12 protein-coding genes, 1 tRNA gene and 1 other RNA gene are annotated in these 14,752 nt (G+C 72.3%); 8 read left to right on the forward strand and 6 right to left on the reverse strand.

Annotated features, from left to right (window positions below):
- Positions 1–89 precede the first annotated feature (89 nt).
- Positions 90–800 (forward strand): helix-turn-helix domain-containing protein, encoded by a 711-nt coding sequence (locus tag RZ50_RS09190; RefSeq protein ID WP_217680332.1) that lies wholly within the window; start codon positions 90–92, stop codon positions 798–800.
- Between the two features lie 6 nt (positions 801–806).
- Here RZ50_RS09190 and RZ50_RS09195 read toward each other — a convergent pair whose 3' ends face one another.
- Positions 807–1,211, reverse strand: a complete 405-nt coding sequence (locus tag RZ50_RS09195; RefSeq protein WP_196948316.1) for a VOC family protein — start codon at positions 1,209–1,211, stop codon at positions 807–809.
- A gap of 120 nt (positions 1,212–1,331) precedes the next feature.
- Here RZ50_RS09195 and RZ50_RS09200 point away from each other — a divergent pair, with 120 nt between their 5' ends.
- The 3 genes from RZ50_RS09200 (at position 1,332) to RZ50_RS09210 (ending at position 5,895) form a co-directional block, all read left to right on the forward strand.
- Entirely contained in the window at positions 1,332–2,312 is a 981-nt protein-coding gene (locus RZ50_RS09200; protein ID WP_196948315.1) for an aldo/keto reductase, read from the forward strand.
- A gap of 451 nt (positions 2,313–2,763) precedes the next feature.
- Positions 2,764–4,668, forward strand: coding sequence for an FAD/NAD(P)-binding protein (locus RZ50_RS09205; RefSeq protein WP_196948314.1), 1,905 nt, complete (start codon positions 2,764–2,766; stop codon positions 4,666–4,668).
- Positions 4,669–5,895, forward strand: coding sequence for a putative PEP-binding protein (locus tag RZ50_RS09210; RefSeq protein ID WP_196948313.1), 1,227 nt, complete (start codon positions 4,669–4,671; stop codon positions 5,893–5,895).
- 41 nt (positions 5,896–5,936) lie between these two features.
- On the opposite strand, the gene RZ50_RS09215 is transcribed toward RZ50_RS09210, so the two are convergent.
- Both RZ50_RS09215 and RZ50_RS09220 read right to left on the reverse strand, forming a co-directional pair.
- Positions 5,937–6,593, reverse strand: a complete 657-nt coding sequence (locus tag RZ50_RS09215) for a hypothetical protein (RefSeq protein WP_196948312.1) — start codon at positions 6,591–6,593, stop codon at positions 5,937–5,939.
- A gap of 142 nt (positions 6,594–6,735) precedes the next feature.
- Entirely contained in the window at positions 6,736–7,728 is a 993-nt protein-coding gene (locus RZ50_RS09220; RefSeq protein WP_196948311.1) for an Lrp/AsnC family transcriptional regulator, read from the reverse strand.
- A 268-nt stretch (positions 7,729–7,996) separates the two neighbouring features.
- On the opposite strand from RZ50_RS09220, the gene RZ50_RS09225 reads away from it, so the two are divergent.
- A complete protein-coding gene (locus tag RZ50_RS09225) occupies positions 7,997–9,538 on the forward strand; it encodes an MFS transporter (protein WP_196948319.1) in 1,542 nt (513 codons plus the stop codon).
- 201 nt (positions 9,539–9,739) lie between these two features.
- Here the strand turns inward: RZ50_RS09225 and RZ50_RS09230 are convergent, their stop codons facing one another.
- Both RZ50_RS09230 and RZ50_RS09235 read right to left on the reverse strand, forming a co-directional pair.
- Positions 9,740–10,987, reverse strand: a complete 1,248-nt coding sequence (locus tag RZ50_RS09230; protein WP_196948310.1) for a hypothetical protein — start codon at positions 10,985–10,987, stop codon at positions 9,740–9,742.
- A 451-nt stretch (positions 10,988–11,438) separates the two neighbouring features.
- Positions 11,439–11,789 carry a DoxX family protein gene (locus RZ50_RS09235; RefSeq protein WP_196948318.1) on the reverse strand — a complete coding sequence of 117 codons (351 nt, stop codon included), beginning with the start codon at positions 11,787–11,789 and terminating at the stop codon, positions 11,439–11,441.
- A gap of 95 nt (positions 11,790–11,884) precedes the next feature.
- Between RZ50_RS09235 and RZ50_RS09240 the strand changes: the two genes are divergently transcribed.
- Positions 11,885–12,316 carry a helix-turn-helix domain-containing protein gene (locus RZ50_RS09240; RefSeq protein ID WP_196948309.1) on the forward strand — a complete coding sequence of 144 codons (432 nt, stop codon included), beginning with the start codon at positions 11,885–11,887 and terminating at the stop codon, positions 12,314–12,316.
- 175 nt (positions 12,317–12,491) lie between these two features.
- Here the strand turns inward: RZ50_RS09240 and RZ50_RS09245 are convergent.
- A tRNA-Ser gene (locus tag RZ50_RS09245) sits at positions 12,492–12,576 on the reverse strand.
- Positions 12,577–12,687: 111 nt separating this feature from the next.
- Here RZ50_RS09245 and ffs point away from each other — a divergent pair.
- Positions 12,688–12,778, forward strand: an RNA gene (ffs, locus tag RZ50_RS09250) — signal recognition particle sRNA small type.
- Between the two features lie 90 nt (positions 12,779–12,868).
- Positions 12,869–14,752, forward strand: a 1,884-nt coding sequence (locus RZ50_RS09255) for a DNA polymerase III subunit gamma and tau (RefSeq protein WP_217680334.1), incomplete at its 3' end; no start/stop codon positions are given.

Consider the following 14,752-nt stretch of genomic DNA (forward strand, 5'->3'; position numbering starts at 1 on the left):
CGGCCCTGATCGCCCCGACCACCCCGGCTGCCTCGTGCGGCTCGTGTGGTCGGGGCCGTCGGCCTGTCCGGGGCGCGTAGCCTTCGAGCATGTCCACCGACTACGCGGAGCGCGCGTCCCGGCTGCCCGGTGCGGTGGTGTGGACGAAGGGCGCGGGCGCCGACAGCGGTGGTGGCGGCGCGGACGGGCTGGTGCTGCCGGACGGCTGCATGGACCTGCTGTGGACCGAGGGCCGACTGCTGGTCGCCGGCCCCGACACCCGGGCCTTCCGCCCCGGGCCCGGGCAGCGCGGACCGTGGGCGGGCGTCCGTCTCCGTCCCGGCGCCGCCCCCGCGCTGCTCGGAGTGCCCGCGCACGAACTGCGGGACCGGCGGGTCGACCTGGCCGACCTGCGGCCCGCCGCCGAGGTGCGGCGCCTCACCGAGCGGATCGACGCCGCGGCCGACCCGGCCGCCGCCCTGGAGCGGCTGGCGCTGCGCCTGGCGGCCGAGGCGCCGCCCGAGGACCCGCTGGTACGGGCGGTGGCCCGGGCGCTCGCTGCCGGGCACGGCGTCGCGGCGACGGCCGAGGCGGTCGGGCTCGGCGCCCGGCAGCTGCACCGCCGCTCGCTGGCCGCCTTCGGCTACGGTCCCAAGACGCTCGCCCGGATCCTGCGCCTCCAGCGCGCCCTCGGCCTGGCCCGCGCCGGCGTCCCGCTCGCCGACACGGCGGCCCGGACGGGCTATGCGGACCAGTCCCATCTGGCGCGCGAGGTGCGGGAGTTGGCGGGGCTGCCGGTGACGGTGCTGCTGGGGCCCTAGGCGTTTCTAGACGAGCGGCGCGAGGAGGTCGACCCCGTTGCCGTCCGGGTCGTGCACCACGGCGTACCGCTGGCCCCAGAAGGCGTCCCAGGGCTTCAGCTCCCCGTGGTGGCCGGCGCCGACCAGCTCCTCGTACACCGCGTCCACGTGCGCCGGGCTCTGGCAGCGGAACGCCAGCGCCGTACGGCCGCCGCCGGTCGGAGGGCGCCAGGCGGGGTGGAAGGAACGGATGGTCGCCTCCGTGTCGAGCACCAGGAGCAGCCCGCCGGGCAGCTCGGTCTCGACGTGCGGCTCGCGCTCGGAACCCTCGGGGAAGACGAGTCCGAGCCGCCGGTAGAAGGCGATCGAGGCGGCCATGTCGGAGACGACGAGGCCGATGAAGGCGAGCTGCGGTGCGGGTGTGCTGTTCATGGCCGCCACGGTAGGCGGCGGCCGGGCGGGCGGTCTTGAAGGAATCGGACATCCGCGGGCGGGGTGCGGACCGCTCGGGTAGCGTCCGGGTGGTTCGAACACCCGAACGGAGGACGATCAATGCTCCAGCGCAGTACCGGACCTGACGGGCCGACGGTGAGCGCCCTGTGCCTCGGCGCGATGACCTTCGGCACCACCGTGGACGAGGAGGCCGCCACGGCGATCCTGGACCGGTTCACCGAGGCCGGCGGGGCCTTCGTCGACACCGCGAACAACTACGCCGTCTGGGCCCCCGGCGGGACGGGCCACGAGAGCGAGGAGCTGCTCGGGCGCTGGATGGCCCGCCGCGGCAACCGCGACTCCCTGGTGCTCGCCAGCAAGTCCGGCGCCCGCCCGGTGCCCGGACTGCCGTACCCCGAGCACCTGGAGGGCCTGTCCGCGCCCGTGCTGCGCGGGGCGGTGGAGGGCAGTCTGAGCCGGCTCGGCACCGACCGCCTGGACGTGCACTACGCGCATGTCACCGACCCGGCCACCCCGGTCGAGGAGACCCTCGGCGCCTACGCCGAGCTGGTCGCGGAGGGCAAGGCCGTCCACCTCGGCTGCAGCAACCACACCGCCGCCGAGGTGGATGCCGCCAACGGTCTTGCCGCGGCGCGCGGTTGGCCCGGCTACCGGTTCGTCCAGCAGCGCCACACCTACCTGCGGCCCCGGCCGGACGCCGACTTCGGCATCCAGCGGCACGCCGACCAGGACCTGCTCGACCACCTCGCGGACCACCCGGGGACGGTGCTGCTCGCCTACTCCCCGCTCCTCGGCGGCGCCTACAGCCGCCCCGACCGGCCGCTCGCCGAGCAGTACCGGTGGCCCGTCGCCGAGGCCCAACTGGCCGTCCTGGCCGAGGTGTCGGCCGAGACCGGGGCCACCGTCAACCAGGTCGTGCTGGCCTGGCTGCTGGCCCACCCCGTGCCCACCGTCCCGGTCATCGGCGCCAGCTCCGTCGCGCAACTGGAGGAGTCCCTCGCGGCCCTGGAGCTGCGCCTCGACGCCGACCAGCTGCACCGCCTCGACACCGCCCGGTCCGTCGGGCGGGCCGGCGGGTAGCGGGATCAGCCCGCCGCCGGCCTGCGCGGCGGTCCGGCCGGCCGGAGGCGGGCGTGGCGAGCGAGTTCGACGCGGGAGCCGAGGTCGAGCTTCCGGAAGACGCTGCGCAGGCGGAGGTCGACGGTGTGCGGGGAGCGGCCGGGCCGGGGAGGCGCATGCGCCTCCCCGGGCGCCCTGTGATGCGGACGACCCCGTGCGCACCCGGAGGCGACTGCGGCGTTGTTCGCCACCATTCGGCACGATACGACCTCAGGCACCGGGGCCGGCCCCTAGCCTTGTGCGCGGACGTGACGTCCATGGCCGCGTTGCCGGGGATCAGCCCCGGGAGAGGGTGGAACGCCGTAGTCCGGACAGCACCTCCCTCCTTCAAAGTCGCACTTCGTCAGCAGCTCCCGCGCCCTGCACGGGACGGCAGGGCCGGGTTCCCATCCTTCGACGGGGAGGCTTGACCATGAGTCGAACGAGCAAGCACCGCCCAAGAGTTCTCATAGTCGGGGCAGGCCTGGCGGGCACCGCCACGGCGATCAGGATGCTCCACTTCGCGCGCAGACCGATCGAGATCGTCCTGCTGGAGCGGAGATCCGACTACCGCTCCGCCGGTGTCGCCTACCACCGGAACGGCAACCCCTGGGACCACGTGTTCAACATCCAGGCGGGCCGGATGTCGGTGTTCCGGGAGGACGTCCTCGACTTCGTCCACTGGGCCAACGGCGAGGCCGACCGCGGGGGCTGGCCGGAGCCCTGGGCCGGGCACCGGTTCGTCGAGCACGGCCCGGCGCCCCGACGGCTCTTCCAGGACTACCTGTGCGACCGGCTGGCCGAGGCGGGGCGCGAAGCCCGCCCCGGCGTCGTGCTGGTCGAGGCGGACGGCGAGGCCGTCGACATGGAAGTGCGCTCCACGGGAATCGAGGTGACGATACGTCGGTTCACCACGACCGATGCCGGCCGGAGTTCGGAGATGGCCGTACTCCAGGCCGAGCGCGTGGTGCTCGCGACCGGTCTCGAACTCAGGGAGCCGCCGTTCGCCGCCGAGGTGCTCAAGCACGGGTCCTTCGTGCGGAACCCGTACTCCGCGTCCGGCATCCGGAAGCTCACGGAACTCCCCTCCGGGGCGACCGTCGCGATCGTCGGTTCCGTGCTGAGTGCCTACGACTCCGCGGGCCTCCTGCTGCGGCAGGGTCACACCGGGAGGATCCATCTGATCTCCAGGACCGGGACGATGTTCCGGGCGTACCCCGGTGGCCACGAGCACGGGGTGTTACGACTTCCCTGTCCGGCATCGCTGTTGGAGCCCTACCGGAATCGCGAGGAGTTCCTCGCCCGGGTCCGGACCGAGTGGGACGCGGCGTGCGCGTCGGTCGCCCGGGACCATCCCGACGTCGATCCGGTGGTGGTCGCGGAGCGGGTGGCCAAGGCGTGGGAGCCGCACCTTCCCGAGGCCATCGAGCGGATACCCTCCGCGGAACTGCGGAGCCTGCTGGACGAGTTCGGCACCGCGATAGCCGCCGTGCGGGTCGGGGCGGTGGAGTACACGATGGCGGTCGTCGAGCGCGGGATGCGCGGGGCGGACGGGCGGGTGGAGCTGGTCGTCGGAAAGGTGGAGGGGATCACCCCGCTGGAGTCGGGCCGGCTGGTCGTGTCGGTCGCGCCCCCGGAGGGTGGGTCGGAGAAGGAACCGGGAGGCGGGCGCGCCATCGAGGCCGACCTGGTGGTGTCCAACTTCGGCCGGGAGTCGGACTACGGCAGGGTCGACCAACCGCTCTGGAGGAACCTCCTCCGGAAGGGCATCGCGGCGCCCCACGAACGCACCGGGCGCGGCCTGGACGTCGACGAACGGGGGACGCTGCTGAGCCCCGGCGGGGAGCCGGCCGGTCCGGTCTCCGCGGTCGGCGTGCTGAGGGAGGGGGACGAGATCGTACGGAACGGCCGGACCGGTGCGTTCGCCTTCAACCTCGCCGCCATCAAGAACCAGTCGATCGCGGTCGCCGCGCACGCGATCGAGCAACTGGAACTGGAAGAGGCCGTATTGGTTCAAAGCGCTGACCAACGCCGGGGTGGTGTCGGCAATTTGGAGGAAGCGGCCCGAGGGGGATTCGAGGACGCTGTCGTTCTGGAGGTGAGGAGAATGGCCTCACGGATCCGGAGCGAGCGGGAGCTGCTCGATTCCCGGCTGGAAGCCTGCATCCGCTCCATGCGTGGACGTCCGGCCTTTCCGGCGGACGCCGACCGGCAGGACCGGCTGATGAGGGTGGCCGTCAACCGGGCCGCCGTCGAACGGCTCACCGATGTCTCCGTGACACCACGGCAGCTGCGCCGACAACTGGGGATAGCGAACGCCGTAGATTTGGAGGAGTAGTTGAACGGGCGACGGATTCAGGGATTCCTGCTGACCGGTGGTACGCAGAGCGTTTTGCGAGGCACCTGCAATCGCACCAGAACTCCGCTTGAGGGATCCGTTCTCGTCGCCCCTTCCCTGGAAGCGGGTCTGTACGAAGCGATCGTGGCCGCCCGCGCGGTCGTCTGCGGTTCGGGCGGGCTGACCGGCCACATGCAGTCCCTCTGCCGTGGCCGGGGCATCCCCGTGCTCCGTGTCGACCAGGAGGACCTCGCCCACCTGGTCGGCGAAGTGACCCTGGACCTCGAAGACGGCTCGATCGTCATCGGCCCCGGCACGACCGCCGGGGCCGATCCGGGCTCGGAGCCCCGGAGCCCCTCGCCGGGCGATCTCGGCTCGGCGTGCGCGGTCATCGCGGACCTCCAGGACATCCGCACGATCAACTCGTGCGGGCCGAACGCGCGACGGGTCGGCTCCTTCTTCATCCGGGAGGAGTTCCTCTGCCTGGCGGCGGCACTGAGTCCGCTCGACTCCCTGGAGGGCGGCCCGGCCGACACGGCGGTCTACGGGCGGGCCATCGCGGACCGCTTGTGCACCTTCGTCGAGGCGCTCCTGCCCGGCCAGCGGCTGGTCCTGAGGCTTCTCGACCTCCGCTCCGACCACGCCGCCAGCGTCACCGAGCTGGCCCCGGTCGCGGTCGAACCCAACCCCGAGCTGGGCCTGCACGGCGCGCGCTGGCTCCTGGGTTCCACCGCCTACCGGGACGCGCTGCACGCCGTGCTCGGCGCCCTGCGCGAGCGGCTCGGCGACGAGGCGGGCCGCGTGCACCTCTCCGTGCCGTTCCTCAACGACGCCGAGGAGTTCACCCAGCTCAGGAAGCACCTGGAGCTGCCCGCCGACGTACCCCTGTCCGCGTTCATCGAGACACCCGCGGCGGTGCACGCCACCGCGGAGATCTGCGCCGCGGGCGCCAGCGAGCTGTTCGTCGGGGTGAAGGACCTGGTGCAGTTCTACCTGGCCGCGGACCGCGGCAACCACCTGGTGGCGGAGTCCTACCAGACCCGGCACCCGGCCGTCATGGACGGCGTGCGCAGGGTGGTGGAGTCCGCGCACACCGCCGGCACCCCGGTACGGGTGTTCGCCCTGGGCGCCGACCTCGCCCACTACCTCGACCACGTACCGACCCCGGACGGCTACATGATGTGCACCGCCGAACTCCGGCAACTGCTCCTCCAGCCGCAGCCCTGACCCACCCGGGCCCACCCGGGCCCACCCGGGCCTACCGGGTCCTACCCGGTCCCGCGCTGGGCGATCAGGATGTGGCAGCTGACCACCAGGACCCAGAACGGGAAGACCAGCTCGGACCAGCGCACGGTGGTGACGACGAAGAGGAGGACGAGGCCGACCGCGTAGCCGAGCCACACGAGCCGGCGGGGGAAGAGCCCCAGGAGGCGGCCGATCGTCGTGGTCGAGAGGGTGAACACGCCGGCCATGCGCATGCAGTAGCTCGAAAGCAGGGTGTAGGTGAGGTGGCGGCCGGACTGCCACAGCTGCGGCGTCGGTGCGCCGTGTTGCGCTTCGGCCAGTTCGAGCAGGCTGCCCGCCGTCGTGGCCAGGGCGAACAGGGTCGCGACGAACAGCACGCCGCTGCCGAGGAACACCGTGGAGACGAACTTGTCCTCGGCCGCGCCGACGTAGGCCCGCATCGCGCCCATGAACCACAGGAAGGCGATGCCGGCGAACGGCAGAAGGGCCAGTGCCCACCGGAGGGCCTGCCGACCGGAGGCACTGGCGTGCCACTGCTCCGTGCCGGGCGGGAGCGCGGGGAACACGACGCGGACGAGCACGATGGCGGCGGCCAGCAGCACGGAGAAGACGATGCCGACCACGGCCGCCGCTCTCGGTGTCTTCATCTGCTGTACCGGGTGCGCGGTCGTCGCTGTCATGGCTTGCCTCCGTTGGACCGGAACGGCGCGGTGGAATCCCCGGCGCAGCCTCTTGTTGCCGTGGAGCAGCAAGCCCTCCCAGCCCACGGTAGACACGTCCGGTCCCGACATGCGCGCCGGAAGGGTGGGCGGTGCCCGGCGGTCAGGCGAGCGAGGGGTGGACGAGGCGGCCGTGGTGGATGAGGGAGGCGGCCTGTTTGAGGCGGCGGACGCGGACGCTGATCTCGTAGCCGTTGATGCCCTCGACGTGGGCGAAGCGGCTGCTGAGGTAGCGGTAGAAGTCCGGGGTGTCCTTGCAGATGACGATGGCCATGATGTTGTGCTTGCCGCTGGTGGCCGCGGCGAAGGCGCATTCGTCGTGCCTGCTGAGCTCCTCGCCGACCTGCTGGAGCCGGGGCAGGGCGACCTGGAGCCAGAGGGTGGCGTTGAGTTCGTAGCCGAGGCGTTCGGGCAGGGTGTCGACGTCGTAGACGAGGGAGCCGGTGGCTTCGAGGGCCTCCAGTCGGCGGGCGACGCGGGGCTTGGACCAGCCGGTGGCCTCCGCCAGGCGGGTGTGGGAGGCGCGTCCGTCCTCCGCCAGGGCTTCGAGGAGGGGGAGGTCCTCGTCGGGCGGGGGGAGGGGGCGGCCAGCGGGGGTGGGGCGGTCCGCGGTCAGCAGTCGTACCTGGTCGTCGGTGAGGGAACCCTCCCGGCGGGTCCAGCCGCCGGTGCCGGGGGAGCCGAAGGCGTGGATGAGGAGGTCGAGGCTCAGGTCGAGGACGGAGGCGGCCTTGGGGAGCCGTCGCAGGAGGACGTCGTCCCGGGCCGTGCCGGCGGGTGAGCGGATCACGCAGATGATCTCGGACCCGCCCGAGGCGATGCTCGCGTAGGCGACCTCGGGCCGGCGGGCGAGCGAGTCGGCGAGGGGCCCCACGGAGTCGGGGCGGCAGTGCAGCCGCGCGACCCACTCGGCCCGGCCGTCGGCCGCCGGGTTGCTCAGCCCGACGATGCGGAGGACCCCGTCGCGGCGCAGGGCGTTGTAGCGGCGCGCCACGGTCTGCTCGGACGCCCCGACGACCTCGCTGAGGCGGCGGAAGGAGACGCGCGGGGCGCAGTGGAGTCCGTGGATGATTTTGTGGTCCAGCTCGTCAGGCATGGCGAAATCATCACACGGACACGAGCGGATCTGAGGGTTGTGTGACACCGGCCGGGATCGCTTGGGGAATCGCCGCCCCCGGGGCCGAAGCTGGTCGGCGGCTCCGCCGGTGTGCCCGGCCCCGGAGCGGGGCGCATGCCGGACGGCGGCGCCCGTCCAGCAGCCGGTGCCGGCGAGGCACCCCCGCAGTCGAAGGAAAGTCCTCGTGAACTCCGCAACGATCGCCACGACGCAAGGCCCCAGGGCCGGACGGGCCGCCACGCTCGTCATGGCCTGCCTGGGCGTCTTCGTCGCCTACCTGCCCGTGACCACCGTGTCGGTGAGCCTGCCGGCGATCCAGCGGGCACTGGGCGCCTCGACGGCCCAGCTGTCCTGGGTGCCGGACGCGTTCGTGCTTCCGATGGCCGCGCTGATCCTGACCACCGGTGTGTGGGGCGACGTCCACGGCCGCAAGCGGGTGTTCCAGGCGGGCATGGCCTTCTGCGCGCTGGGAGCCGCGATCTCCCTGACGTCCGACTCGGTGCAGATGCTGTGGGCCGGGCAGGCGGCCTCCGGACTGGGGGCGGCGGCCCTGCTGCCCACCACGCTGGCCCTGATCAGCCACGCCGTCCCCGACCACAGGGAGCGCGGCAGGTTCATCGGACTGTGGGCGATGTCCCTGCTGGCCTCGCTCGCCGTGGGCCCGCTGATCGCCGGCGGGCTGCTGGAACACGTCGAATGGCGCTGGATCTTCCTCCTGCCCGTCCCGGTGTCCCTGATCGTGCTGGTCGTCTCGGCGTTCCTGCTGCCCGACTCGCGCGCGCCGCACGGTCGTCGGCTCGACTGGCCGGGCCAGATCAGCGCGGCCGTCGCCGTCACCGCGGTCGTCTACGGCGTCATCGAGGGCGGCGCGAACGGGTTCGGCGAGCCCGCCGCGGTCGTGGCCCTGGTGCTCGGCGTGCTCAGCGCGATCGTGTTCGTCGTCGTGGAGCACCGCAGCGCGAGCCCGATGCTCGACCTCGCCCTGTTCCGCAGCCCGGCGTTCACCGCCACCGCCCTGGTCGCGATGATCAGCTTCCTGGGGCTGATCGGCTTCTTCTTCGTGCTGAGCCTGTACTTCGGCATGGTGCAGCACCTGACGACGCTCCAGGCCGGACTGCGGATGGTCCTGATGGCCGGGACGTCCCTCGTCACCAGCATCCCCGTCGGACGGCTGATGCACCGGGTGCCCGCCCGCGTGATGATCACCGTCGGACTGGTGCTGACGGCCGGCTCGCTGCTCTCGCTCACCGGCATCGACGCCCACACCTCCTACGGCTCGCTCGCCTGGCGGCTGGTCCTGCTCGGCCTGGGCATGGGCGCCGTCCTCACTCCGATGACGGCCTCCGCCGTCTCCTCCGTCCCGCACCACCTGGCCGGCATGGCCGCGGCCGGCAACAACGCCTTCCGCCAGGTCGGCGGCGCCCTCGGCCCCGCCGTCCTCGGCGCCCTGCTCACCACGCGCGCCCTCGACGCGCTGCCCGGCCGCCTGGCGGATGCCGGCGTGCCGGCGGAAACCGGTAGCCGCGTCCTCGACACCGCCCGCGACCACGGGCTCGCGGCCGTCGCCGGACTCGACCTCGGCACCGCCACCGACCAGGCCCTCACCGCCCTCAGCGGCTCCTTCCTCGACGGCATGCGGCTCTGCCTCCTCGTGTCCGCCTCGCTCACCCTCCTGGCCGCCCTCGCCTGCGCCCTCCTCCTGCGCCCGGCCCCGCCCGCCACCCACTCCGTACCCGACCCGTCCCCCGCCGGTGGCGCCACCCGTCGGCAGCCGGCCCGCACCCCGTGACCCCGCCCTGACCGCCGCGCCGGGAACCCGACGGCCCGGACCGCACTGCGGTCCGGGCCGTCGCGACGACCGGACGAACGCGCCCTTCCGGCCCGGTGGCGAGCGTCTCGACCTCACGATGCCCGAGCAATGGGCTGTCACCGCATGGGACTTCGAGACCGAGCGTAGCGGGGCTCACGTCGCGATGACGGCGCCGAATCGCTACAGGCCCTGGGTGCAGGTCGGTTGGGCACCGCTGACGTCGTAGGTGGAGATCCCGGGTACCTGGACGTTGGGGCAGGTGTGCGGATTGATGACCCCGGGTGCGGTGTAAGTGACGTTCCAGGTCCCCTGGTTCAGGCCGCTGGGGTTGACGGTGAGTACTTCGCGCGGGCTCCCGGTTGGTACCTGCGCGGTGGTGGAGGCCTGGAAGGTGTCCCCGGCCTTCGGCGGGTTCGGCGCGCCGACGCGGCTGCCGGACACCGTGAGGGTGACGGGGAAGGTCGGCTGGATACTGGCCAGCGTCTGAAAGGCCAGCGTTGCGAACAGCGAACCGGTGGCGGGGGGAGGCGGGTTGCCCTTCGCGAGGGGGACGAACAGGTCCTGGTGGGTGTACAGGTTGTCGGTGCTCGCGGCGGTCAGCCGCCAGGTGGTGTCGTAGGTCTGACTGTTGAACGACATACTGGCGACAGCCTTGTCCTTCCAGGTCCCGACACCGGAGAAGGCACCCTGGGGTGTTCCGGCATTCTGGTAGAACAACCAGATGTTGGCGGCGTTCGACACGCTCCAGTTCAGCGTCACGGTCCCGCCTGCCGGAACCGGAACCGGTGCGGCGGTGAAGGAATCGATGACCGGCTTCACCGGCGGCGGAGGCGGCGGGGAGAAGGGGTTCCAACCGACGAACGCGCCCCCGAGGACGCCCTGGTTGACGTACAGGTTGCCATCGAGGCCCTTGACCACCACGAACAGGTAGTTGTGCTGTGGGCCGACGAGTGCGGCGGCGGGGGCGGCGTCGGTCTGGCCGTCGCCGTTGAGTTCGACGAAGGGGGTGCCTGCGCCGCCCTGTTGCCAGTGGCTGTAGAAGATGTGGCCGTTGGGGTCGGTCGCGACGATGGCGATGGTGTTGTCGGCGGCGGTGATGGCGGGGGCGGTTCTGGTCGCGAAGGCGATGTCGTTCCAGCCGGTGAAGTTGCCGCCGAGGACGCCCTGGTTGAGGTAGAGGTCGGCGGTGTCGCCCATGCCTTTGACGAGGGCGTACAGGTAGTTGTGCTGTGGGCCGACCAGTGCGACGGCGGGGGCCGTGCCGGTCCGGCCGTTGCCCGGCAGCTCCGTGAAGCCGTTGGCACCTTGGCCGAGCGGCCACCAGGTGAAGTAGATGGCACCGTTCGCGTCGACCGCAGCCACGGCGGTGAGGTTGCCCGAACCGGTGGCGGCCGGCGCGAGCCTGGTCGGTACGGTGACTAAGGACATGGCGAGACGCCTCCGCGTGTGCCGGTCCCGGAGTGTTCCAGCGGAGACCGGGGACGGTGTCGTGGTTCCGGTCGGGGCCTCCTCCCTGCTATCAACACTTCGCCCGCCTCCTTGAGGCTGTCAACCGCAGGCGGGGATTGCCCGGGGGAACCACGAGGTCGCGGTGGCGGCGGTCTTCATCCTGATGCTGCCCGCGGCCGGGGCGGGCCGAGGTGTGGCCCGATGCGGAAGGCGTTGACGATCCAGGAGCCGGTTGCCGGCCGACCGCAACCAGAACTGCAACCACGAGACGACGAAGGCCCCTGGAAACTGCCGCCAACCGGTCGGGGCCTTTCGTTTGCCCTGGCGGGCGAAGGCGGAGGATACGAGATTCGAACTCGTGAGGGGTTGCCCCCAACACGCTTTCCAATTCTCCTCGGTGCCGTCCGCCGGGGTCCTTGCTCTCGGCGGATCAGAGGGTGGCGGCGCGCAGTGCGATCAGGGCGATGGAGGCCATGGTGAGGACCACCGCCGGAAGCGCGCCCTTGCGGTCGCCGACTCGCAGGTGGGAGGCGACCGCCCCGGCGAAATAGAGCGTCAGGCCGATCGCAGCGGCGATTCCGACGGGTCCCCACCAGAGTCCGGCGATCGCACCGGCCGCGCCCGCGATCTGAGCGCCGATCAGGAAAGCCATCATGCCCTGCGGTATTCCGAGGGTGGACATCTGCTCGGTGATGTGCCGCGTCCGCAGGGACTTGGCCCCGGCCGATACCAGGAGAACGGCCGACATGAACACAGTGACGACGGCAAGGGAGACGAACACGGCTGAAACCTCAATCGTGCGAGATGCGAGCAAGGGACGTGCGCACCTCGACGACGATAGGCGGCCGATAGGTACCTCCAGGTAACCTTCGGGGTATGAGCCAGCGACCCGGAATCGCCTTCCTCGCCGACTGCCCCGCTCTCCTGGCCATGGAGATCATCGCCAGCAAGTGGTCCATGGTCACGCTCTTCGCGCTGACCGACGGCCCGTTGCGCCACGGCGAGCTGGTCGAGTTGAGTGGCGGCATCTCACGCAAGGTACTGACTCAGACGCTGCGCCGGCTCCAGGCCAACGGGCTCGTCGAGCGGCACGCGTATGCCGAGGCGCCGCCGCGGGTGGAATACGGCCTGACCGATCTGGGGCGAACCCTGGAGGAGCCCATCAGGTTGCTCACCACCTGGGCGCGGGAGAACGGCGAGGCGGTCCTCGCCTTCCGGGAAGCAGCCGACGCGGCCACAACCACCGAGGCGGACCAGGCGACCCCGGTGAAGATCCTTCCTGCCGATGAGAACCTGAACCGTTTCTGATCAACAGCTTTCGGCGGGGCTTCGCGGCGGGGTCGTTCGGTCCGGCCACGTCGGTGCCCGTCACGACAGCGCCGCAACGGAGAGCTGGTTCGCCCTGTTCCAGGCCGGGACCACCGGCCCGTCCCAGCAGACGACGAAGGCCCGGACCGCTGAGCGGTCCGGGCCTTCGTGAAGGCGGAGGATACGAGATTCGAACTCGTGAGGGGTTGCCCCCAACACGCTTTCCAAGCGTGCGCCCTAGGCCTCTAGGCGAATCCTCCGAGGGAGAGCTTAGTACATGTTTCGGGGTGCTCGCGACCATCGATCCCGCAGGCGGGAGGGTGGGGGTGGCCTGTGGATCGTTGGGGCGGGAATCCGGTACTGTGGGGGGCAGCCCCTCGTGTGGCGTCATCTCTCTGAACCCCCCCAGGGCCGGAAGGCAGCAAGGGTAGGAGGGCTCTGGCGGGTGCACGGGGGGTCTTTGCGTTCCCGGGGCCGTGCGGGGCCGTGCGGGACGGGGCCGGGGGGTGAGGGGCGACGCGTTTGTCGGTCCGTCCCGATATCGTCGGTGGTGTGTCCCTAGCCCTGTACCGCCGCTACCGCCCCGAGACCTTCGCGGAGGTCATCGGGCAGGAGCACGTGACCGCTCCGCTCCAGCAGGCCCTGCGCAACAACAGGGTCAACCACGCGTACCTGTTCAGCGGGCCGCGCGGCTGTGGCAAGACGACGAGCGCGCGCATCCTGGCCCGCTGCCTGAACTGCGAGCAGGGGCCGACGCCGACGCCCTGCGGGGAGTGCCAGTCCTGTCGGGACCTCGCGACCGGCGGGCCCGGCTCGATCGACGTGATCGAGATCGACGCGGCCTCGCACGGTGGTGTGGACGACGCGCGCGAGCTGCGCGAGCGGGCGTTCTTCGCGCCGGTGCACAGCCGGTACAAGATCTTCATCCTGGACGAGGCGCACATGGTGACCTCGGCCGGGTTCAACGCGCTGCTCAAGGTGGTCGAGGAGCCGCCGGAGCACCTCAAGTTCATCTTCGCGACCACCGAGCCGGAGAAGGTGATCGGGACGATCCGGTCCCGGACGCACCACTACCCGTTCCGGCTGGTCCCGCCCGGCACGCTGCGCGACTACCTGGCGGACGTGTGCGGGCGCGAGGGCATCCAGGTCGAGGACCCGGTCTTCCCGCTGGTGGTGCGGGCCGGAGCGGGCTCGGTGCGTGACTCCATGTCGGTCATGGACCAGCTGCTGGCCGGTGCCGACGAGGAGGGCGTCACCTACCAGATGGCCACGGCGCTGCTCGGGTACACCGACTCGGCGCTGCTGGACGAGGTGGTCGACGCCTTCGCCGCGCACGACGGGGCGACGGTGTTCCAGGTGATCGACCGGGTGGTCGAGGGCGGGCACGACCCGCGCCGTTTCGTCACCGACCTGCTGGAGCGGCTGCGCGACCTGGTGATCCTCGCCACCGTGCCGGAGGCGGGGGAGAAGGGGCTGATCGACGCCCCGGCCGACCGGGTCGCGGTGATGCAGGCGCAGGCGGACGCGTTCGGCGCGGCCGAGCTGAGCCGGGCGGCCGACCTCGTCAACACCGGGCTGACCGAGATGCGCGGCAACGCGGCGCCGCGGTTGCAGCTGGAGCTGATCTGCGCCCGGGTGATGCTGCCGGGCGCGTACAGCGACGAGCTGTCGTTGCAGGCGCGTCTGGACAAGCTGGAGCGGCGGGCGGCGGCGGGCGGGTTCGCCGCGGCCGCGCCGTTGGGCGCCCCGATGGCGGCGCCCGTGGCCGCTCCGGTGGCGGCGCCCATGGCCGCCCCGGTCGCCGTGCCGGTGGCCGTGCCCGGGGGAGACGCCGCCCCGGCGATGGACGTGCCCGCCCCGGCGCCCGCGCCCGTCCAGGCGCAGCCCGTGCAGGCGCCGCCCGCACCCGCCGCGCCCGCACCGGGCGCCTGGCCGATCCCGCGCAGCTTCCCGCCCGCCGGCGGTGCCCCGGCCCCGGCCGCAGCGCCCGTGCCGCAGCCGCAGGCCGCCCAGCCGGCCCCGGCCCCGGCTCCGGCCCCCGCGCCGGTGCAGGCCGCGCCGCCCGCACCCGCCGCGGTCCCCGGCGGCCAGCCGTCCGCGGCCGCGCAGCAGGGCGCCGCGCAGATCCGGCAGCTGTGGCCGCAGATCCTGGAGGCGGTGAAGAACCGCCGCCGCTTCACCTGGATCCTGCTCAGCCAGAACGGCCAGGTGGCCGGGTTCGACGGCAGCACGCTCCAGGTCTCGTTCATCAACGCCGGCGCCCGGGACAGCTTCGTCGGCAGCAACAGCGACGACGTGCTGCGCCAGGCGCTGTCCGACGCGCTGGGTGTGGACTGGCGGATCGAGTGCATCGTCGACCCGTCCGGTGGGGCGGGCGGCGGGGCGGGCGCGGCTCCGAGCGCGCCCCCGAGCGGTGGCGACGTTGGTCTTGGACTC

It is taken from the genome of Kitasatospora sp. SUK 42 (assembly GCF_015776785.2).
In the GTDB taxonomy this organism is placed as follows: domain Bacteria; phylum Actinomycetota; class Actinomycetes; order Streptomycetales; family Streptomycetaceae; genus Kitasatospora.